The organism is Nocardioides agri, assembly GCF_013778305.1.
Lineage (GTDB): Bacteria > Actinomycetota > Actinomycetes > Propionibacteriales > Nocardioidaceae > Nocardioides > Nocardioides agri.
In genome coordinates this window covers 1,842,174-1,861,530 of the sequence record NZ_JACEIC010000002.1, presented here as the reverse complement: position 1 = coordinate 1,861,530, position 19,357 = coordinate 1,842,174, and the positions used below count along the sequence as shown (strand labels likewise).

Below are 19,357 nucleotides of genomic sequence, written 5' to 3'. Positions count from 1 at the left end.
GTGCTCGTCAGCCATGATGAGCGGCATGGCCCTCCGGCGGCACTCCCCGGATCGGCGGGGAGCGGGGACGCGTCCCGCGCGTCGTGGTGCCGCGGCACTGGCGGTGCTGCTCATGGCGACGGCCGGCTGCACGGACGCGGGCGACCCGGACGAGCACGAGCCGCCCGAGTCGGTCGCGTTGCAGCTCGAGACCGTGAGCGGGGCGGACGACCTCGACCGGGCGGCCCTCACCGAGGTGGAGGACGAGGTGGGTGACGTGCTGTCGCAGTACGTGGCGGACGGGTTCCTCGGCACCTATCCGCGGGGTGACTTCGTGCGCGCCTACGACTCCTTCTCCGAGGGCCTCGTGCCGGAGGCCGCCCGCGACCTCGACATCCTCACGGCCGCGGGCTTCGCCGACGCCGAGTCCGTCCGAGCCACCAAGCTCGACGCCCGGCTGTCGCTGCTCGCGCCGGACGGCGAGGTCATCGGCGCGAGCGCCGCCGTACGGCTCGTCTTCGAGGCGACGCTGCCGGGCGGGGAGACCCGACCGATCGCGTTGCGCGGCCGGCTGCTCCTCGAGAAGCAGGACGGTGAGTGGTCCGTCTTCGGGTACGACGTGCGGCGCCGGGGCGACGCAGCCGTGGCGGGGGAGGTCTCGTGATCCGGCAGCTCGTCCGCGTCGCGGTGGTGCTCGCCGCCGTCGGCCTGGTCGTGCCGGCGCCGACCGTGCACCCCGTCACGATCAGCCTCACCGACGTCGAGTCGGCGAAGCGGGTCGACTTCGACGGCGGCACCGCCTGGCTCCTGGTGCTGGGGTCCGACGCCCGCCCGGGCGTGGACGTCACCCGCGGGAACACGGATGCGATCCAGCTGGTCGGCCTCGACCTCGAGAGCGGCCGCGCGGTCGGCATCGGCATTCCTCGAGACGCCTGGGTCGACGTGGCCGGCGAGTCGGCCCGCATCAACACCGCCTACGGAGACATCGGTCCCGACGGCTTGGCCGACATCGTGGCGGACCTCGTGGGCATCCAGCCCGACTACGTGCTCCTCGCCGGATTCGACGGGTTCCGGGACATGGTCGACGCCATCGGCGGAGTCGACGTCCGGGTGGACGAGGAGTTCGTCGACCCCGCGTCCGGATTGCAGGTCCGCCCCGGGCTGAACTCCTTCGACGCTCAGGAGGCGCTGGACTTCACCCGCACCCGCAAGCAGTTCGGCAGCGGTGACTTCGCCAGGTCGGCCAACCAGCAGCTCCTCATGCTCGGGCTCCTGCGCGGCCTGCTCGCGCACGAGGACGAGCCGGGCTTCCTGGAGCGGGGCACGCTCGCCGCGCTGCGCGGCTTCGACACCGACCTGTCGCCGCAGGAGGTCTACCGCCTCGCCCAGGCCGTGACCCGGGTCCGGCCCGGGCAGGTGACGACCTGCGTGTTGCCGGGCACGCCGGACGAGACGGCGGTCGGTGCGAGCATCGTGCTGGTCGACGCGCCGGCCGCGCGGCGGATCGGTGCCGATGCTGCTGACGACTTCCGGCTCCGCGGCTGCTAGGGCGCAGTCTGCGCGTCGGACACGTCGATGCCCGCCTCCCGGGCGAGGACGATCGCCTGCGCCCGGTGGGCGACCTGCAGCTTGGCGAAGATGTTGCTGGCGTGGTTGCGGACCGTCTTGACCGACAGCCCGAGCTCGCGCGCGATCTCCGCGTTGTCCAGGCCCTCGGCGATCCGCGCCAGCACCACGCGCTCCCGCTCGGTCAGCTGGGGGAAGGCCTCGGCGCTCGGGCGGGTCCGCGCGGTGCGGAAGTAGGACATCATCCGCTCGGCGATGCCGGGGCCGAAGATGACCTCGCCCGAGCCGACGGCCTCGATCGACCGACGGATCTCGCCGCGCCGCGCGCCCTTGAGCAGGTAGCCCCGAGCGCCCGCGCGGACAGCAGCGAAGACCGAGTCCTCGTCCTCCATCATCGACAGCACCAGCACGCCGATGTGCGGCGAGGACTGCACGATCTGGGCGGTGGCCTCGATGCCGTTGAGGCGCGGCATGTGCAGGTCCATCAGCACCACGTCCGGCTGGAGCTCGAGGGCGAGGTCGACGGCCGCGCGCCCGTCCTCCACCGCCCCCACGACCTCGACGCCGTCGGTCGCCGACAGCATCGCCTCCAGCCCGCGCCGGAAGCCCTCGTGGTCGTCCACGATCAGCACCCGCAGTCGTTCGTTGATCATCCGGCACCTCCCGGTGCTGCCGGCGACGGGAGCGGCAGCCGTGCTTCGACCACCGTCCCCGCCCCGTCGTACGACGTCAACGTGCACGTGCCCCCGAGCTCCTCGGCCCGCTCCCGCATGGAGGAGAGCCCGACCCCGGCGCCCGGCCGCGGACCGAGCCCGGTGCCGTGGTCCACCACGCGGATGAGCAGCGCGTCCGGGTCCCGCCGGAGGCCCACGACGCAGGTCGGGGCGCTGCTGTGGCGCGCGGCGTTGTTGACCGCCTCGATCACGATCCGGTACGCCGCGACCTCGACCGCCGCGGGCAGCTGCCCGACGTCCTCGTCGGCCTCCAGCGTCCAGGTCATCACGCCGGGCCGGGTGCCGGCGCGCGCGGCGGTGTTGTGGTCGTCGGCCCGCTGCTGCAGGGCGGAGAGCAGCCCCAGCTGGTCGAGCGCCGGCGGGCGGAGACCGTCGACCAGGCGCCGGACCTCCGCGATCTCCTCGCGCGCCTGGTCGGAGAGGTCAGCGACCATCCCCGCCGCTCGCTCCGGATCGTCGGCGATGAGCTCTCCGGCGGCCTCGAGGCCCATGGCCAGCGTCGCGAGCGACGGGCCCAGCCCGTCGTGGAGGTCGCGCCGCACCCGACGACGCTCCTCCTCCCGCGCGGCGACGAGCTGCTGCCGCGACCGCTGCAGCTCGCGGTTGATCAGCACCGACTGCACGAGCACGCCGACCTGGTTGCCCACGTCCTCGAGGAGCCGGCGATCGGCGGAGCCGAACGGCGCGCGGTCGGCGTCGACCTCCAGGAGCAACCTGCCGACGCGAGCGCCCGCCACGACCAGGTCGACGGTCGTCGCGTCCCCGCGCGGCTCGCCGATGGAGGCGTCGACCGGGTCCGAGTCCTGCACCGAGATCGCGGCGTACGACAGGTGCAGCCGTCGGGCGAGGAGGGTCAGCGTCTCCTCGAGGACCTCGGCCGGGTCGGTCAGCGGGTCGAGCGCCCGGAGCTCCGTGACGACCTCCCGGGGCAGCTCGCGGTCGCGGTGCAGCAGCCGGGCTACCCCTCGCTGCAGCCCGAGGCCGAGCGGCAGGAGCAGCAGGGCGATGACGCCGCCGGCGACGAGCGCCTCGAACGAGGTGTCCGACGCGCGACCGACGGCGACCGCGAGCGCGGCGAACAGGCTCCCCACGACCAGGAAGGCGAGTGACTGCGCCAGTGCGCGTCGGACGGCCGGCTCGATCTCGTCGAGGCGGTAGCGCAGCATCGCGACGGCCACGCAGACCAGCACCGTCGGCACCAGCAGGAGCCCCAGGAGCGGCCACGGGACGATGGCGTCGCCGGTGAGGGCTCGGGGCAGGTCGACGAGCAGGAGGCGGACGGCGATCCCCCCGGACAGGGTCAGCAGCACCAGGCGCAGCGCGAGCCGGTCCCGACGCTCCGTGGCGGTCAGGTAGCCGCGCGCGAGCACGGCGACCGCGACGGGCGCGGTCGCCACGAGCGCGGGCAGCGCGATGGTCTCGGCCACCTGGAGCCTGCCGGCTCCCGGCGCCTGTCGTGGGACGGCGGCGAGTGCCCAGACCAGGTAGCCCAGGAGAGGCACGGCGAACGGAGCCGCGGCCACCACGGGCCGGCGCCGCATCCAGCGCGGCACGCCGCAGAACGTGAGCGCGACGAGGAGGGCGCACCCCAGGCCGAGGGCGAACGCGGCCTGTCCGACGGCGTACGGCCAGGACCCGCGGCCGCCGGCGAGGTCGATCGGCCCGAGGCCGAGCGGGCTCGCGGTCAGCGCCGCCGGCGCGAGGGCCGCGGCTGCCAGCAACGAGCCGGTCGCGACGGTCGGGCGCCGCCACAGCACCCACGACGCCGCAGCCAGCGGCATCAGGGCGATCGCCAGCGCGGACGCGTGCGCGCGGGCGGCAGCCAGGAGGGGGTACCGGCGCAGCGGCACCTCCACCGTCACGATGACGTCGACGCCGGTGCCGCCCCGGCGGACGCGGTAGGGCACGACGTCGCCCACCTCCCGGCTCGGACCGCCGTCGATCACCCACGAGTCCAGGTCGCGACCATCGACCGCCAGCACGGTCTCGCCCGCGCGCAGTGGGGTGTCGCCGTAGGCCTCGGTGATCTCGAGGGTGTCGCTCCACCGGCTCCCGGCGATGGTGGTGCCGTCGGACGGGCCGGACAGCAGCGCCACCACGACCCACGCGGTCGGGACCGCCCAGGCCGCGACCACCAGCAGCAGGCGACGCGCGCGCGACACCCCGTCATGGTGCCGCCCGACTCGGGCCCGCGGGAAGGCCCGCTCAGCCGCGGCGCAGGGCCGCCACCCTCCCCGCCTTCGAGAACTCCACCGTCACCATCACCTTCGGGTCGCCGGCGTCCTTCGCGCAGAAGCGGTACGTCGTGCCGAGCCGCTGGTAGGGCTGCCCGACGGCCGCCATGACCGCTCGCGTCGTCATGCCGCGACGGACCAGCGACTCGACGCGCGAGACGGGCTTGCGCAGGCCCGGGTTGCGGCAGGAGTCCGGCGCGATGCCCTCGGCCCGCTCCCAGGTCTGCAGGTAGGCCTCCGCCCCGCGGGACATGTCGTCGGCGATCCGTGCCCCGTCGCCGGCCTGCTGTGCGTCCGCGACCTCGGTCAGGTCCTGGATCCAGTCGGGGTAGAGGCCGTACTGCGCGACGCCGTCGACGTTGACGTCGTAGACCCGCTCGCCGGCGTGCTGCCTGTCGACCGTCACGCCGCCGAGCCCGCGGAAGGGGTAGGTCACCGGGTTGGGCACGTCGGCGCCGCGCGGGTCGCCCTGCGCGCCGAGGCCGTTCATGTCGGCGCCGTAGCCGATCCCCCAGTAGTAGCGGGGATCCGCCCACCCGACGTGCCGACGCCACTTCTCCACGAAGCCCGTCGAGTCGCCGGCGTACGGCGTGATGAAGCCGCCCTCCTGGTAGATCCGCGGGTAGGCGTCCGGGGTCGCCCAGGAGTGGCTGGAGATCACGCCGTGGTAGCCGAGGTCGTCGATCTGGTCGAGCGCCGCCGACCGGGCCTTGACGCTCATGTGGTCGGGGTCGAAGAGCATGTGCCGCTTCGCGAGCCCCTCGATCGTGTGCTCGCCCAGGGTCGTGAGCCCGCGGGCGTTGCAGTGGTGCGGGCGGCCGTAGAGGGGCAGGGCGGTGTGCAGCGTGCCGAAGAGCTGACCGACCGCGCCGAACAGGGCGTCCTGCTGCTCCGCGGAGATGTCCGGCAGCGCGACCTGGTCGCGGTCGTGGGACTCGCCGTCGGCGGGCTCGCAGTGCCGCATGTCCCAGAAGGACCCGGTCTCCAGGAAGTTGGCGGCGTTGACGGCCGCGCCGACCGCGCCGTTGTCGCCGGCGACGCCGGAGAGCGCGTTGTCGAACTTGTTGACCAGCTCCATCTGCCGCACGCCCATCTCGCGGACGGCGTCGAGCTGCGTGTCGATGTCGCCGATGTCGCAGGCCGGGACGTCGAGCTTCATCGTGCAGCCGAAGGGCACGCTGGTCTCGATCCCCATGACCACGGCGAGCTTGCCGGCGTTGATCACCCGGCGCGCCTGGAAGGGGTCGGTGACGATCCGGTAGAAGCCCTTGCCGGGCCCGCCGAACTGCGCGTCGATGTAGTCCTGCATGCGGCGCATGTCGGCGGCCTGCCGGCGCACCGACGCCATGTCGTCGCACGCGGCGTACTCGGGGCTGCGCTTGAGCGGGTAGACCCGGCAGAGCTGGTCGTTCTCGACGAGCAGGTTGACGAAGATCCGCTGCCCGCCGCGCCAGGCGCGCTCGAGCCAGCGGTAGTAGGTGCCCTCGTGGGTCAGCGACTCCGGCGCCGGCCAGTCCTTGAACGTGGGCCAGCCGACCGGGTCGTGGTGCGGCTGCCCGGAGAGCACCGACTCCAGCACCCCGCCGTAGCCGCCGGTGGCGGTGTGGTCGGGGCAGTCGACCAGCGCGTACGGCGCGCCGTACGGGTCCCACGGCTTGCCGCAGTGGGCGGCCCCGCCGAGGAACTCGAAGGCCATCCCGTGGGTGTGCGCGTCGACGTAGCCGCGCACCTCCTGGTAGGGCGAGACGCCCGCGTGCGGGGCGCCGGTGACGCCGACCTGCGACTCGGGGTAGTCGGCGCAGCCGGTGGTGCGGGTCAGCCGGAAGCGGTTGGCCCCCTCGACCGTGAGGGGCGAGCCGTTGTTGGAGAAGGTGAAGGACGACCCGGACCTGCGAGCCGTCCACACCGCCGCCGGGCCCGGCTGAGTGGCTCGCGTGCCGCCGGCGGTGACGAACCTCCGGGCGGCGTCGTAGAGCAGGTAGTCGCCGAGGTCGGTGGGCTTGAAGTAGATCGGGTCGCCGGCCAGGGCGTAGCACCCGTTGGCCATCGCGTAGCGGTCCTGCGGGTGCAGCGCCCGCGGTGCGGTCCGCGCCCTGCGCAGCCTCGGGTCGGGGAGTCGTCGCTCGCGGGCGACGTACGCCGCGCTCGCGGTGCGCTCGGCTGCCGTCGTCGGGTCCCGCGCCTCGGCGCCGAGCTCGCCGGCCCGCGAGATCGCGTTCTTCTCCGCGGCCCGCGCGGTGAGCGCGTCCTGCGCGACGGCGTAGCGGCTGGCGAGGTCGCCCGCGCGCAGTCCGGCGGCGCCGCCGAGCACGACGGCGCCGGTCAGCAGCGCGCCGGCGGCCGTCGCGGCGATCACCAGACGTCCGACAGGACGCGGATCCTTCACACCTGCTCCTCTCCCCGGGGGCTCGAAGCAGTCAACGAGCGCCCTAGGCCGGGGGTACGGCGTCCGTCCGACGGCCGAGCCCGGCCACGGCGAGCAGGATCAGGGCGGTGCCGAGGATCCCGGCGGTGCCGAGCTGCTCGTCGAGCCAGACGGCGGCCGCGATCGCGGCCGTGACCGGCTCGAGCAGGGTCGCGATGACGGCGGCGCTGCCGGCGACGGTGCGCAGGCCCGCGTAGAAGAGGCCGTAGGCGAGCGCCATCGTGAAGACGCCGAGGTAGACGAGGGTCAGCGTCGCGGTCGCGTCGCCGAAGCCGGTGGCCAGCGAGCCCGTCACCGCCGCGCACAGCATCAGCGCGACGCCGCCCACGGTCGTCGTCGCGGTCGTCAGCACCAGGGGAGAGGTGCCTCGCGCCAGGGATCGGCCGACCGCGGTCGTCGCGGCGTACGTCGCCCCCGACCCGATCGCCAGCAGCACGCCGAGCGTCGGGTGCGGGCCCGGCTCGTGTGCGCCGGCCGCGACGCTGACGAGCACCAGCCCGGCGAGGGCGAGCGCGAGCACCCCGACCTGACCGAGCGCCGGCGCCGAGCGTCGCCGGACCGACTCGGCGACCGTCAGCAGGACCGGCGCCAGGCCGAGGCTGACCACCGTCGAGACCGAGACGCCGACGGCGACGACCGAGCCGAAGTAGAGGGCCTGGTAGGCCGCGGTCCCGCAGCCGGTGAGTACGACCCGGACCGGATGGGTGCGCAGCAGCGCGCCCAGCGCGCGGAGCTGGCCCATCGCCAGCAGCACGATCAGCAGCACGACCGCGGCGATCGCCATCCGCCAGGCGCTGATCGTCAGCACCGACATGTCGACGTGGTCGCGGATGACCTGCACGCCGAGGCCGCCGGTGCCCCACAGCACCCCCGCGAGGCAGACCTGGGCGAGGCCGAGGCCGGCGCGGGGGGACGTGGTCACCCGGACATCCAAGCGGGGACCGGCCTGGAGAGCCTGCGGATTACCGAGACGTGGACGCGCCGCCGCCGATCCGGCGGGCGAGGGCGTCGGCGGTGCTCGCCACGGCGCTCGCGAGCGTGACGGGGTCCTCGGCGTCGTCGGGGTAGGTGAGGGCGACCGCGGCCACCGGGTGCCGGTTGTGGTCGACGACGGCGACGGCCACGCTCGCCAGCCCCGGCGTGACCTCGCCCGCCTCGACGGCGTACCCGCGCTGGCGGGTGTCGGTGAGCACCCGGCGCAGCTCGGACAGGGTGCGGGGTCCCTCGCCGTGGCGGTCGACGAAGTCGGCGGCGCTCGCGTAGAGCGCTCGGACCTGCGCGGCGGGGAGCCCGGCGAGGATGGCCCGGCCGCTGGCGGTGAGGTGAGCGGGCAGCCGGACGCCGACGTCGGTCACCAGCGGGGGGCGACCGGTCGCCCGCTCCTCGATCACGTACAGCACCTCGCGGCCGTGCAGCACCGCGAGGTGCGCCGACTGACCCGTGCGGTCGACGAGCGCCGCGAGCGGGCGGCGAGCCAGGCGCTGCAACGGCTCCTGACGGGCGTAGCCGCTGCCGATCTCGAACGCCGCCAGGCCGAGCCCGAAGCGGCGTTCGTCGGGCAGGTGGACGACGAAGCCCTCCTCGATCATCACGTTGAGGAGGTGGTAGGTCGTGCTGCGCGGCAGGTCGCACGCGCGCATGATCCGGTCCAGCGGCACGGGGTCGGGCTGGCCGGCGAGGAAGCGGAGCACCCGCAGCGTGCGCGTCGCGGCCGGCACCTGGCTCATGCCCGAAGGCTAGACCCAGGTGCCGCCGCGGCAGCATCAGGTGGTGCGGTGCTTGCCCTGCTCCTGCTCGTAGCCCTCGACCTGGTCGAGCCGCGGCTCGTAGTCGTCGGCGCGCTGGTCGACGTCGGGGTCGATGGCGTCGGCCTCGCGGAGCCGGTCCTCCTGGATGGCCCGGTCCATGTCGAGCTCGCGGCGGGCCTCGGCGGCCTCGCGCTCGGCGCGCTCGGCCTCGGCCCGGGCCATGTCGGCGCGGCTCTCGGCGACCGCCAGCTCCTCGCGCGTGGAGCTGATCGTGCCCGTGTGGGCGGCGGCCTCGGCGCGCACCTCGGCGGCCTGCTCGCGTCGGTGCGCCTTGTTGCGCCGCGCCGCCAGCAGCGCCGCGACCGCGACGATCAGCAGCACGACGACGACGGCGACGACGATGACGGTGGTCGTGGTGTCCATGACGGTCCCTCCTTAAGGTCCCCGTCGCGCGCTGTACCCGGCCGACCCGGTTCTAACGCGCTCAGGACAAGGGACGCTCGGCGTCCACCGGCACCAGGGGTGCGGCGACCACGGGGAAGATCGCCGCCAGTGCGAACGCCGCGGCGTACCCGGCGTGCGTGACGGTCAGTCCGGCGAGGGGCGGCACCGCCGAGGCGGCCAGGTACTGAGCGGTGTTCTGCAGGCCGAGGGCGCGGCCGGACCAGAAGGGTCCGGCGCGTTCGGCGATCGCGGTGAAGGCGAGGCCGTTGTCGGCGACGGTCACCATCGTCGCGATGACCAGCAGCAGCACGGCCACCGACAGCTCGAGCCCGACGGCGAGGCCGAGCAGCGCCATCGTGGCCGCGGCGGCGAGCGCGACCCAGCGCAGCGGCCGGAGCCGGCTGCCGACGACGTCAGAGAGGTAGCCGGCTCCCATCCGCCCGAGCGCGCCGGCGACCTGGGCGACGCCGACGAGGGTGCCGGCGGCGGCCGGCGACCAGCCGCGGCCCTGGACCAGCCACACCAGGGCGAAGGTCCACACCACGAACTGCGGCACCACCAGGAGCACGGACACGCCGTGGATCCGGGCGACGTAGCGGCTCCCGCGGTACGGGTTGTCGGCCGACTCTGCCGTCCGTGCGGGGCGAGGTGGGTCGAGGACGACGGCCGCGACCAGGCCGAGCACGGCGACCGCGGCGATGGTCGGCACCCAGAGCGCGGCGGACACACCGTGCTCGTCGGCGACGACGGCGATCGAGACCGCGGCGATGCCGACCCCGATCGGCTGGGACATCTGTCGGAAGCCCATCGCCAGGCCGCGGCGCTCGGGCGGGAACCAGCCGACGACGACGCGACCGCTGGCGGCGTTCGTGCTCGCGGCGGCTGCACCTCCGAGCACGAGGGTGACGACCAGCGGGGCCAGCCCGTCGACGAGCACGCTGGCCAGGCCGGCGAGGGCGGCGCCGGTGAGCCCGGTGAGCAGCACGAACCGCTCGCCGCGACGGTCGGTCACCCAGCCCCAGGCCACCAGGGCGAGCATCATCCCGACCGAGGGCGCGGCCGCCACCAGGCCCGCCTCGGGCAGCGACATCCCCTCCCGGTGCAGCGTGGGGATGAGGAACGCCGGGCCGTGCACCATGACCGCGCTGGCGGCCTGGGCGAGGGTGCTCGCCACGAGCATCGCCCAACGGCGCCCGGCCCCGACGGTGCGCGGGTCGATCGTCCTCGTCGCGGTCACGAGGCCCAGTCAACGCCGCCCGCACGGTCGGGCCGGGGCCGGTCTTGCCAGTCGGAAGGGGTCAGCCCACCTTCGGCTCGGGCACCTTGCGGACCTGGAGCCGCGCGTTGCCGAGCTCGAGCACCGCGCCGGTGCCGTCGAGCAGGGTGATCCGCAGCGCGGTCACCTTGAGCCCGTTGGGCACCTTGGTCACGACCTTCGGCTCGATCTTGGCCAGGCCGGGGATCTCGATGGGCTGGTCGAGCGGGAGCTCCTGCGCCTGGCCGTTGACCGTCATCGAGCCGACCGACGTGCCGGTGGTGTCGCGAGTCAGGTCCTTCGGCTTCGGGCCGGTGCGCGTCACGTTGACCTGACCGACGATGCCGTCGATCACGAGGGCGCCGTTGCCGAGGTTGACCGAGGCCACCTCGCTGCGCTCGAAGCCCCACGCCTTCGCGGCGTTCTGGTCGGCCATCTGGTCGCTCTTGGCGGCGCCGACGACGATCTGGCCGGCCAGGTCGACGCCGGCGAGCCCGCGGGTCTTGGTGATGCCGGCGGTGCCCGAGCAGGGCATCTTGAGCAGGGCGTTCTTGCCGAGCTGGACGACGTGGGCGAGGGCGCTGCCGCCGAGGGCGTAGGACTCACCGGTGAAGATGCCGTGCCGGACGTCCGACCCGATGACCGCGGCCGCGTGCGCCACCCGCACGGTCGTGTTGGTGGCCAGCAGGCGGACCTTGAGACCGTTGGCGAAGGCCCGGGCGCCGTTGTCGGTCTTGGGCTTCCACGAGTGCGCGAACGTCACCTTCGCGAACCCGGGGATCTCCACGGGCTGGCCCGGCGACGGCAGGTCGAGGTTGAGCGGCGGGCCGATCGGCGGCAGGAACTGCAGCTTCGCCAGGTCGGTGTTGGTCGTGGCGCCGAAGGTGGTGCCGTCGTTGTAGGCGTAGGCCGTCGTCGACACCGCGTTGAGGACCAGGGTGCCGAGCGGCGAGTCGCTGAGCGTGATCTTGCCGATGGTGTTGGTGGACACCACGCCGACCGTGGCGCCGTCGCGGACGGTGCGGACCTGGGTCTTGATGCCGCTGACGGTGCCGAGGGACGGCAGCACGACGTCGGCGACCTCGTTGGTCCGATCCTTGCCGACCTTGTTGGTGCAGGCCACGATCTGGTGGGCGCTGGCGCCCGAGTCGACCGGCACCTGCCCGCCCTGGACCCGGGTGCCGAAGCCCCAGCCCTTCATCGCGAACGGCGTGGCGTCGGGGTCCTTGGGCGCGTCCGGGTTCGCGGCCGACGCGGCGCCGGACACTGCCAGCCCCGAGCCGATGAGCGTCACCGCGGTGGCGGCGGCCAGCCCTCCTCGCAGCATGCGTGTCTTGGTCGTGCGGTACATGTGGTCTCCCTCCCCAGTCGACGGGCCCGAGCCCGGTGCAGCGGTCGATGCCCCCCACCTGCACCGGTCAACGGAAGGTCGTCGGAGAGGTGATGGTGATGCGTGTCACGTCTCGGATTCCAGACGCCCGTGGGCCACTGCTCCCTGGTGGGGTCCCGGACGCGCGGCGAGGATGGCGGCATGAGCGAACGCGTCGTTGCCGTCGGCCGCGGGCCGGTGTCCGTCGAGGAGCTCGTCGCGGTCGCCCGCGACGGTGCCGCCGTCGAGCTGACCGAGGAGGCCGTCGGGGCGGTCGCCCGGGCGCGCGCCGTCGTCGACCGACTGGCGGCCGCGCCGACCCCGGCGTACGGCATCTCGACCGGGTTCGGCGCCCTCGCCACCCGGCACATCCCGACCGAGATGCGCGCCCAGCTCCAGCGCTCGCTGGTCCGCTCGCACGCGGCCGGGTCCGGGCCCGAGGTCGAGCGGGAGGTGGTGCGCGCGCTGATGCTGCTGCGCCTCTCCACGCTGGCGACCGGCCACACCGGCGTCCGTGTGGAGACCGCGCAGCTGCTCGCCGGGCTGCTCACCCACGGCATCACGCCGGTGGTGCGTGAGTACGGCTCGCTCGGCTGCTCCGGCGACCTCGCGCCCCTGTCGCACTGCGCGCTGGCCCTGATGGGCGAGGGCGAGGTCCGCGACGCCGCCGGCACGCTGATGCCCGCGGCCGAGGCGCTCGCCGCCGCCGGCCTGGCGCCCGTCGAGCTGGTCGCCAAGGAGGGTCTGGCGCTCATCAACGGCACCGACGGCATGCTCGGCATGCTGGTGCTGGCGATCCAGGACCTGCGGATGCTGCTGCGCACGGCGGACGTCGCCGCCGCGATGTCGGTCGAGGGGCAGCTCGCCACCGACCGGGTCTTCGCGCCCGAGCTGCAGGCGATCCGGCCGCACCCCGGACAGGCCGACTCGGCCGCCAACCTGACGGTGCTGCTGAAGGACTCCGGGGTGGTCGCCTCGCACCGAGGCCCCGACTGCAACCGCGTGCAGGACGCCTACTCGCTCCGCTGCTCGCCCCAGGTGCACGGCGCCGCCCGCGACACCGTCGACCACGCCGCGTCGGTCGCCGCCCGCGAGCTCGCCTCCGCCGTCGACAACCCCGTGGTGCTCGCCGACGAGGAGCGGGTGGAGTCCAACGGCAACTTCCACGGTGCGCCGGTCGCCTATGTGCTCGACTTCCTCGCGATCGTCGCCGCCGACGTCGCGTCGATCAGCGAGCGGCGTACCGACCGCTTCCTCGACAAGGCCCGCAACCACGGGCTGCCGCCCTTCCTCGCCGACGACCCCGGCGTCGACTCCGGGCACATGATCGCCCAGTACACGCAGGCCGCGATCGTCTCCGAGCTCAAGCGGCTCGCGGTGCCCGCGTCCGTCGACTCGATCCCCTCCAGCGCCATGCAGGAGGACCACGTGTCGATGGGCTGGTCGGCCGCGCGCAAGCTGCGCCGGTCCGTCGACGGCCTGACGCGCGTCGTCGCGATCGAGGTGCTCACCGCCGCTCGGGCGCTCGACCTGCGCGCCCCCCTGGAGCCGTCGCCGGCGACCGGTGCCGTCGTCGGCCTGCTCCGCGCCTCCGGCATCGAGGGCCCCGGCCCCGACCGCCACCTCTCGCCCGAGATCGAGGCCGCCGTCGCGCTGGTCGCCTCGGGCGCCGTCCTCTCCGCCGCCGAGTCCGTGACTGGAGCCCTCCGATGACCAACCCCCGCCTGCCGATCCACGCCGCCCACGGCACCGACCTCACCGCCCGCTCGTGGCAGACCGAGGCGCCGCTGCGGATGCTGATGAACAACCTCGACCCCGAGAACGCCGAGCGCCCCGAGGACCTCGTGGTCTACGGCGGCACCGGCAAGGCCGCCCGGTCGTGGGAGGCCTACGACGCGCTCGTGCGCACGCTGTCGACGCTGGCCGACGACGAGACCATGCTCGTGCAGTCCGGCAAGCCGGTCGGCGTCATGAGGACCCACGAGTGGGCGCCGCGGGTGCTCATCGCGAACTCCAACCTGGTCGGCGACTGGGCCAACTGGGAGGAGTTCCGCCGGCTCGAGGACCTCGGCCTGACGATGTACGGCCAGATGACCGCCGGCTCGTGGATCTACATCGGCACCCAGGGCATCCTGCAGGGCACGTTCGAGACGTTCGCGGCCGTCGCCGACAAGCGCTTCGGGGGCACGCTCGCCGGCACGATCACCGTCACCGCGGGCCTCGGTGGCATGGGCGGCGCGCAGCCGCTGGCCGTGACGATGAACGACGGCGTCGTCATCTGCATCGAGTGCGACCGGTCCCGCATCCAGCGCCGGATCGACCACCGCTACCTCGACGTCCAGGCCGCGTCGCTCGAGGAGGCCGTCGAGATGGCGGTCGCGGCCCGCGACGAGCGCCGCCCGCTGTCGATCGGCGTGCTCGGCAACGCCGCCGAGCTGCTGCCGCGGCTGCTGGAGATGGACGCCCCGGTCGACATCGTCACCGACCAGACCTCCGCGCACGACCCGCTCTTCTACCTGCCGGCCGGCGTGCCGTTCGAGGAGTGGGAGGCGCGGCGTACCGCCGACCCGGCGGGGTTCACCAAGGAGGCCCAGGCCTCGATGGCCGCACACGTGCGCGCGATGGTCGAGCTCCAGGACCGCGGCGCCGAGGTCTTCGACTACGGCAACTCGATCCGCGACGAGGCGCGCAAGGGCGGCTACGACCGGGCCTTCGAGTTCCCCGGCTTCGTGCCGGCCTACATCCGGCCGCTCTTCTGCGAGGGCAAGGGCCCCTTCCGCTGGGCCGCGCTCTCCGGCGACCCCGCCGACATCGCCGCGACCGACAAGGCGATCCTCGAGCTCTTCCCCGACAACGAGCGGCTGCGGAAGTGGATCACCATGGCCGGCGAGCGGGTGCACTTCCAGGGCCTGCCGGCCCGCATCTGCTGGCTCGGGTACGGCGAGCGCCACCTCGCGGGCCTGAGGTTCAACGACATGGTGGCGTCCGGCGAGCTCAAGGCGCCGATCGTGATCGGTCGCGACCACCTCGACTGCGGGTCGGTCGCCTCGCCGTACCGGGAGACCGAGGGCATGATCGACGGCTCGGACGCCATCGCCGACTGGGCGATCCTCAACGCGCTGGTCAACACCGCCTCCGGCGCGACCTGGGTGTCCTTCCACCACGGCGGCGGCGTCGGCATGGGTCGGTCGCTGCACGCCGGCCAGGTGTGCGTCGCCGACGGCACCCCGCTGGCGGCGCAGAAGATCGAGCGCGTCCTCACCAACGACCCGGGCATGGGCGTGATCCGGCACGTCGACGCGGGCTACGACCGTGCCGCCGAGGTCGCCGCCGAGCGCGACGTGCGCATCCCGATGGCGGAGTAGACCCGCCCGCAGGGTGGGCCTGCGAGATTTCCACAATGTCTAGTGGTTTACTAGACAAGTGAGCGTGATCCCTTCCCCGATCGGCTCCGGCGCGGGCGTCCCGGTGCAGCTCGGTCCGGTGACCGACTGCCACCAGCACCTGTGGCCGGCGGCCTTCGTCGAGCTGCTCCGCCGCCGCCACCGCGGTCCGCGCCTCGAGGGTTGGACGCTCCTCCTCGACGGCGAGCCGCCCTACGTGGTCGACCCGGCCGCGCACGACCTCGTCGCCCGCCGTGCGACCGACGCGGCCGACGGCATCGACCTCGCCCTGCTGTCGCTCTCGAGCCCGCTCGGCATCGAGTCGATGCACCCCGACGAGTCCGCCCCGCTGCTCGCGGCCTGGCACTCGCTGGCCGACGACCTCGAGCGCGACCGGGTCGAGGGGTTCGGCCTCTGGGCGTCCGTCAACGTGATCGACCCGGACCTCGCCGACCTCGCCACGTGGCTCCGCCACCCGCGCGTGCACGGCCTCCAGGTGCCGGCGCCGGCACTGGCCGACCCGGCCTCGGTCGAGCGGCTGGCGCCGATGCTCGCACTGGTCGAGGCCGCGGACCTTCCCGTCCTCGTGCACCCCGGCCCCGTCCTCGTGCACCCCGGCCGGTCCGTCGAGGCCCAGGACGTGCCCGGCTGGTGGCCGGCGCTGACGTCGTACACCGCGCAGCTGAGCGCGTCCTGGTTCGCCTGGCACGTCGCCGGCCGCCGGCTGCTGCCGCGGCTCCGGATCGCGTTCGTCGGGCTCGCCGGGCTGGCACCGCTGCACCACGAGCGGCTGGCCCAGCGCGGTGGCGAGCTCGGGGCGATCGACCCGCTCGTGCACTACGAGACCTCGTCCTACGGCACGCGCGCCATCGACGCGATGGTCCGGGTCGTGGGCGTCGACCCGCTCGTGCACGGCTCCGACCGGCCCTATGCCCGGCCCACCGATCCCGGCCTCGGGGCCGCGTTCTCCCAGTCGCTCTTCGTCACCAACCCGGCCCACCTGCTGAACGGAGCACCCCGATGACCCTCGCGCCCGAGCACCCGTCGGCGACCACTGCGGGCACGCTCTCCGCTCACCAGCTGCCGGCCCTCCCGGGCCGCGTCCTCGAGCCCGCCGAGCTGCTCGCCTGGGTGCGCGAGCTGGCCGCCGACCCCGAGCGCTGGCAGCAGCACGTGCGCCACGACACCGACGGTCGCCACTTCGTGCAGCTCTACCGCGATGCCGACATCGACGTCTGGCTGCTCTGCTGGAACACCGTCGACGACACCGGCTGGCACGACCACGACACCTCCTCCGGAGCCGTGGCCGTGACGCGGGGGGCCGTCGTCGAGAACCGCCCCCGCCTGGGCGGCGAGCCGGTCAGCAAGACCCTCGCGGCCGGGACGGCGTTCGCCTTCGGGCCCGACCACATCCACCGGATGGCCGGCGCCGTCGACGGATCGGTCTCCATCCACGCCTACTCGCCGCCGCTGTGGCGGATGGGGCAGTACTCCATCAGCCCGTCCGGCGTGATGCGTCGCTACTCCGTCTCGTACGCCGACGAGCTTCGCCCCCTGGCCGGCGACTAGCCTCCGCCCCGCGCGCGGGCGGTGTCCGACGTGCCAGAGTGACGCTGAGGACTATCGCCGAGAACGGCGGGGTAGGAGGCGTCGCGTGCCCCCGACGTTGACCGCGCAGCTCACCCGCCGCAAGCCGCTCCGCCTCCAGGCGGGTCCGCACGGCGGACCGGACCTGAGCCGCAGCCTCAGCACCTTCCAGCTGATGATGTTCGGCGTCGGGGCCACCGTCGGCACCGGCATCTTCTTCGTGCTCCAGGAGGCGGTTCCCGACGCCGGCCCGGCGGTGATCGTCTCGTTCCTGATCGCGGGGCTCGGCGCCGGGCTGTCGGCGCTCTGCTACGCCGAGATCGCGAGCGCGATCCCGGTCAGCGGATCGACGTACTCCTACGCCTACCACGCGTTCGGCGAGCTGGTCGCGATGGGCATCGCCGCGTGCGTGCTGCTGGAGTACGGCGTCTCGAGCGGCGCCGTCGCGGTCGGATGGAGCGGCTACCTCAACGAGCTGCTCGAGAACGTCCTCGGGTGGCACCTCCCCGACGCCCTGTCGTACTCGCCGATCCCCTACGAGGACAACGTCACCGGGATCGTGAACCTGCCGGCCGTGCTCCTGGTGATGATGTGCACGATCCTGCTGGTGCGCGGCGCCAGCGAGTCCGCGCGGGTCAACACCGTCATGGTGATCATCAAGCTCAGCGTGCTGCTGATGTTCGTCGCCATCGCCCTGACGGCCTGGGACAGCGACAACTTCGCGGGATTCTGGGACGCCGGTCCCCACGGGATCTCGGCGGCCGCCGCCACGATCTTCTTCTCGTTCATCGGCCTCGATGCCGTCTCGACCGCCGGCGAGGAGGTGCGCGACCCGCAGCGGGCCCTGCCCCGGGCGATCATGGGCGCGCTCGCGGTCGTCGTCACGGTCTACGTGCTGGTCGCCGTCGCGGGCATCGCGGCCCAGCCGCCGGAGAAGTTCTCCGACCCCGACCAGCAGTCCGCCGGCCTGTCGGTGATCCTCGAGGACATCACCGGGTCGACCGTGGCACCCACGATCCTGGCCGCGGGCGCGGTGATCTCGATCTTCTCGGTGACCCTGGTGACGCTCTACGGACAGACCAGGATCCTCTTCGCGATGGGTCGCGACGGGATGCTGCCCGACCGCTTCTCGTCGGTGAACCCGCGGACGTTGACGCCCACGTTCAACACGATCGTGTGCGGCACGGTGGTCGCCCTGATCGGCGGCTTCGTGCCGGCCGACTACCTGTGGGACACGGTCTCGATCGGGACGCTCGTCGCCTTCATCGTGGTGGCGGCCGGCGTGCTGGCGCTGCGGCGCACGCAGCCGGACCTGCCGCGGCCGTTCCGGGTGCCGCTGCACCCCGTCGTACCAGTGCTGACGATCGCGGTGTGCCTCTACATCCTGTCCGGGATCGCGCTCGTCACCTGGGTGATCTTCGGCTGCTGGCTCGCGCTGGTGCTGGGGTTCTACATGCTGTGGGGACGCCGGCACGCCGTGCTCGGGAAGGAGGCCGCCCGGTGACGATCCTCGTCGGACACCCGCCGCGTCCGCACGACCGGTCCGCCATCTCGTACGCCGCGATGCTCGCGCGCACCCGCGGGATGGGCCTCCACGTCGTGTCGGTGCTGCCCGCGCCGTGGCCAGCCGTGCCGGGTCGCGCGTCGACCGCGGCCCAGGAGGCGCACCGGGAACGCGCGCTGGGCTACGCGACCACGGTGCTCGCCGAGGTGGCGCCCGACCTGCCGGCGACCGTGGAGGTCGTGCCCGGTCGCTCGGTCGCCGGCACCCTGCTGGCCCGGGCGCGCGAGGTCGACGCGTCGCTCGTCGTCATCGGCTCCGTCGACGAGGGTCCGTGGGACCGGGTGGCGATCGGGTCGACGGGCGACCGGCTGCTGCACGCGGCCGACCGTGCGGTGGCGGTCGCCACCCGAGGCTTCTCCACGCACGCCGTGCCCCGCTTCACCCGGGCCACCTGCGCCTTCCGCGCCGACCGCGCCTCGGTCGAGGTGCTCCGCCGGATCGGGCAGATCTGCGCGGACTCCGGTGCCGCCCTGCGGGTCGCGACCTTCGGGGTCGAGGGCCGCACGATGTACCCGCCCGAGGTCGCCGGCGAGGAGGAGGTCGTGGCCGCGTTCGTCGACCAGGCCCGGGCTGCACAGGCAGCGGCGCTGGCGCAGGTCGCCGCGCCCGAGGGCGTCGAGTGCACGGTCGCGGTCGGACCGGACTGGGCGACGGCGATCGGGCGCCTGGCGTGGCGGCACGACGACATCCTGGTGCTCGGCTCGGCCACCGGCGGCCTCCTCTCGCGGGTGCTCCTGGGTGCGAACGCCTACCGGATCCTCCGGCACGCGCCGGTGCCGGTGGTGCTGGTCCCCGAGACCTGAGCCGCGACGTACGACGGCCGCCGACCCGTGCCCGAGGCACGTGCCGGCGGCCGCCGATGTCTGGGATGCGCTAGTAGACCCTGCGGCGCGTGCCACCGATCGGCACCAGGTTGAGCACCAGGCCGACGACCGCGAGGATCGCGCCGATCGTGGTGAGGATCGGGATGTCGGCCAACAGGCCGATGAGCAACAGAACAACACCGAGGATGATCATGGGTTCCCTCCTGAGTAGCGGCTCGTGGGTGGTGAGCCAGCACAGGATGTAC

Annotated in this window: 17 protein-coding genes; 8 read left to right on the top strand and 9 right to left on the bottom strand. The window is 73.8% G+C overall.

Going from position 1 to position 19,357, the window contains the following annotated elements:
- Nucleotides 1-25 precede the first annotated feature (25 nt).
- Together HZF07_RS13640 and HZF07_RS13635 are read left to right on the top strand one after the other, a co-directional pair.
- A complete protein-coding gene (locus tag HZF07_RS13640; protein WP_157342369.1) occupies nucleotides 26-643 on the top strand; it encodes a hypothetical protein in 618 nt (205 codons plus the stop codon).
- Entirely contained in the window at nucleotides 640-1,527 is an 888-nt protein-coding gene (locus tag HZF07_RS13635; RefSeq protein WP_157342368.1) for an LCP family protein, read from the top strand. The genes HZF07_RS13640 and HZF07_RS13635 overlap by 4 nt, the downstream gene beginning before the upstream one ends.
- Here the strand turns inward: HZF07_RS13635 and HZF07_RS13630 are convergent.
- The 8 genes from HZF07_RS13630 to HZF07_RS13595 all read right to left on the bottom strand — a co-directional run bounded on the left by HZF07_RS13630 (nucleotide 1,524) and on the right by HZF07_RS13595 (nucleotide 11,736).
- Nucleotides 1,524-2,198 (bottom strand): response regulator, encoded by a 675-nt coding sequence (locus HZF07_RS13630; RefSeq protein ID WP_157342366.1) that lies wholly within the window; start codon nucleotides 2,196-2,198, stop codon nucleotides 1,524-1,526. The genes HZF07_RS13635 and HZF07_RS13630 overlap by 4 nt on opposite strands.
- The gene (locus HZF07_RS24480) at nucleotides 2,195-4,441 is read right to left on the bottom strand and encodes a sensor histidine kinase (RefSeq protein ID WP_157342364.1); all 2,247 of its coding nucleotides are present in this window, start codon (nucleotides 4,439-4,441) and stop codon (nucleotides 2,195-2,197) included. Before HZF07_RS24480 ends, HZF07_RS13630 begins: the two co-directional genes overlap by 4 nt.
- Nucleotides 4,442-4,484: 43 nt before the next feature.
- On the bottom strand, nucleotides 4,485-6,899 hold the full coding sequence (locus HZF07_RS13620) for a hypothetical protein (RefSeq protein WP_157342362.1): 2,415 nt from the start codon (nucleotides 6,897-6,899) through the stop codon (nucleotides 4,485-4,487).
- A 43-nt stretch (nucleotides 6,900-6,942) separates the two neighbouring features.
- Entirely contained in the window at nucleotides 6,943-7,860 is a 918-nt protein-coding gene (locus tag HZF07_RS13615; protein ID WP_181645176.1) for a DMT family transporter, read from the bottom strand.
- Between the two features lie 40 nt (nucleotides 7,861-7,900).
- Complete coding sequence (locus HZF07_RS13610; protein WP_157342359.1) at nucleotides 7,901-8,665, bottom strand: IclR family transcriptional regulator; 765 nt, start codon at nucleotides 8,663-8,665, stop codon at nucleotides 7,901-7,903.
- 36 nt (nucleotides 8,666-8,701) lie between these two features.
- Entirely contained in the window at nucleotides 8,702-9,109 is a 408-nt protein-coding gene (locus tag HZF07_RS13605) for a hypothetical protein (protein ID WP_157342357.1), read from the bottom strand.
- A gap of 61 nt (nucleotides 9,110-9,170) precedes the next feature.
- Nucleotides 9,171-10,367: an MFS transporter gene (locus tag HZF07_RS13600; protein WP_309504733.1), complete on the bottom strand. Its 1,197-nt coding sequence runs from the start codon at nucleotides 10,365-10,367 to the stop codon at nucleotides 9,171-9,173.
- A 61-nt stretch (nucleotides 10,368-10,428) separates the two neighbouring features.
- Complete coding sequence (locus tag HZF07_RS13595; RefSeq protein WP_157342355.1) at nucleotides 10,429-11,736, bottom strand: choice-of-anchor P family protein; 1,308 nt, start codon at nucleotides 11,734-11,736, stop codon at nucleotides 10,429-10,431.
- A 180-nt stretch (nucleotides 11,737-11,916) separates the two neighbouring features.
- On the opposite strand from HZF07_RS13595, the gene hutH reads away from it, so the two are divergent.
- The 6 genes from hutH to HZF07_RS13565 all read left to right on the top strand — a co-directional run bounded on the left by hutH (nucleotide 11,917) and on the right by HZF07_RS13565 (nucleotide 19,091).
- Entirely contained in the window at nucleotides 11,917-13,467 is a 1,551-nt protein-coding gene (gene hutH / locus HZF07_RS13590) for a histidine ammonia-lyase (RefSeq protein ID WP_157342353.1), read from the top strand.
- A complete protein-coding gene (gene hutU / locus HZF07_RS13585; RefSeq protein ID WP_157342351.1) occupies nucleotides 13,464-15,119 on the top strand; it encodes a urocanate hydratase in 1,656 nt (551 codons plus the stop codon). The genes hutH and hutU overlap by 4 nt, the downstream gene beginning before the upstream one ends.
- Before the next feature lie 58 nt (nucleotides 15,120-15,177).
- Entirely contained in the window at nucleotides 15,178-16,161 is a 984-nt protein-coding gene (locus HZF07_RS13580) for an amidohydrolase family protein (RefSeq protein WP_309504732.1), read from the top strand.
- The gene (locus HZF07_RS13575; protein WP_157342349.1) at nucleotides 16,158-16,706 is read left to right on the top strand and encodes a cysteine dioxygenase; all 549 of its coding nucleotides are present in this window, start codon (nucleotides 16,158-16,160) and stop codon (nucleotides 16,704-16,706) included. Before HZF07_RS13580 ends, HZF07_RS13575 begins: the two co-directional genes overlap by 4 nt.
- Before the next feature lie 85 nt (nucleotides 16,707-16,791).
- Nucleotides 16,792-18,228, top strand: coding sequence for an amino acid permease (locus HZF07_RS13570; RefSeq protein WP_181645175.1), 1,437 nt, complete (start codon nucleotides 16,792-16,794; stop codon nucleotides 18,226-18,228).
- Entirely contained in the window at nucleotides 18,225-19,091 is an 867-nt protein-coding gene (locus tag HZF07_RS13565; RefSeq protein ID WP_181645174.1) for a universal stress protein, read from the top strand. The genes HZF07_RS13570 and HZF07_RS13565 overlap by 4 nt, the downstream gene beginning before the upstream one ends.
- Before the next feature lie 70 nt (nucleotides 19,092-19,161).
- On the opposite strand, the gene HZF07_RS13560 is transcribed toward HZF07_RS13565, so the two are convergent.
- A complete protein-coding gene (locus HZF07_RS13560) occupies nucleotides 19,162-19,305 on the bottom strand; it encodes a hypothetical protein (protein ID WP_181645173.1) in 144 nt (47 codons plus the stop codon).
- Nucleotides 19,306-19,357: the final 52 nt, after the last annotated feature.

Coding starts and splice junctions, on each gene's coding strand:
- HZF07_RS13640 (WP_157342369.1), top strand. CDS start 26: ATGGCCCTCCGGCGGCACTCCCCGGATCGGCGGGGAGCGGGGACGCGT.
- HZF07_RS13630 (WP_157342366.1), bottom strand. CDS start 2,198: ATGATCAACGAACGACTGCGGGTGCTGATCGTGGACGACCACGAGGGC.
- HZF07_RS13610 (WP_157342359.1), bottom strand. CDS start 8,665: ATGAGCCAGGTGCCGGCCGCGACGCGCACGCTGCGGGTGCTCCGCTTC.
- HZF07_RS13605 (WP_157342357.1), bottom strand. CDS start 9,109: ATGGACACCACGACCACCGTCATCGTCGTCGCCGTCGTCGTCGTGCTG.
- HZF07_RS13595 (WP_157342355.1), bottom strand. CDS start 11,736: ATGTACCGCACGACCAAGACACGCATGCTGCGAGGAGGGCTGGCCGCC.
- hutH (WP_157342353.1), top strand. CDS start 11,917: ATGAGCGAACGCGTCGTTGCCGTCGGCCGCGGGCCGGTGTCCGTCGAG.
- hutU (WP_157342351.1), top strand. CDS start 13,464: ATGACCAACCCCCGCCTGCCGATCCACGCCGCCCACGGCACCGACCTC.
- HZF07_RS13575 (WP_157342349.1), top strand. CDS start 16,158: ATGACCCTCGCGCCCGAGCACCCGTCGGCGACCACTGCGGGCACGCTC.
- HZF07_RS13560 (WP_181645173.1), bottom strand. CDS start 19,305: ATGATCATCCTCGGTGTTGTTCTGTTGCTCATCGGCCTGTTGGCCGAC.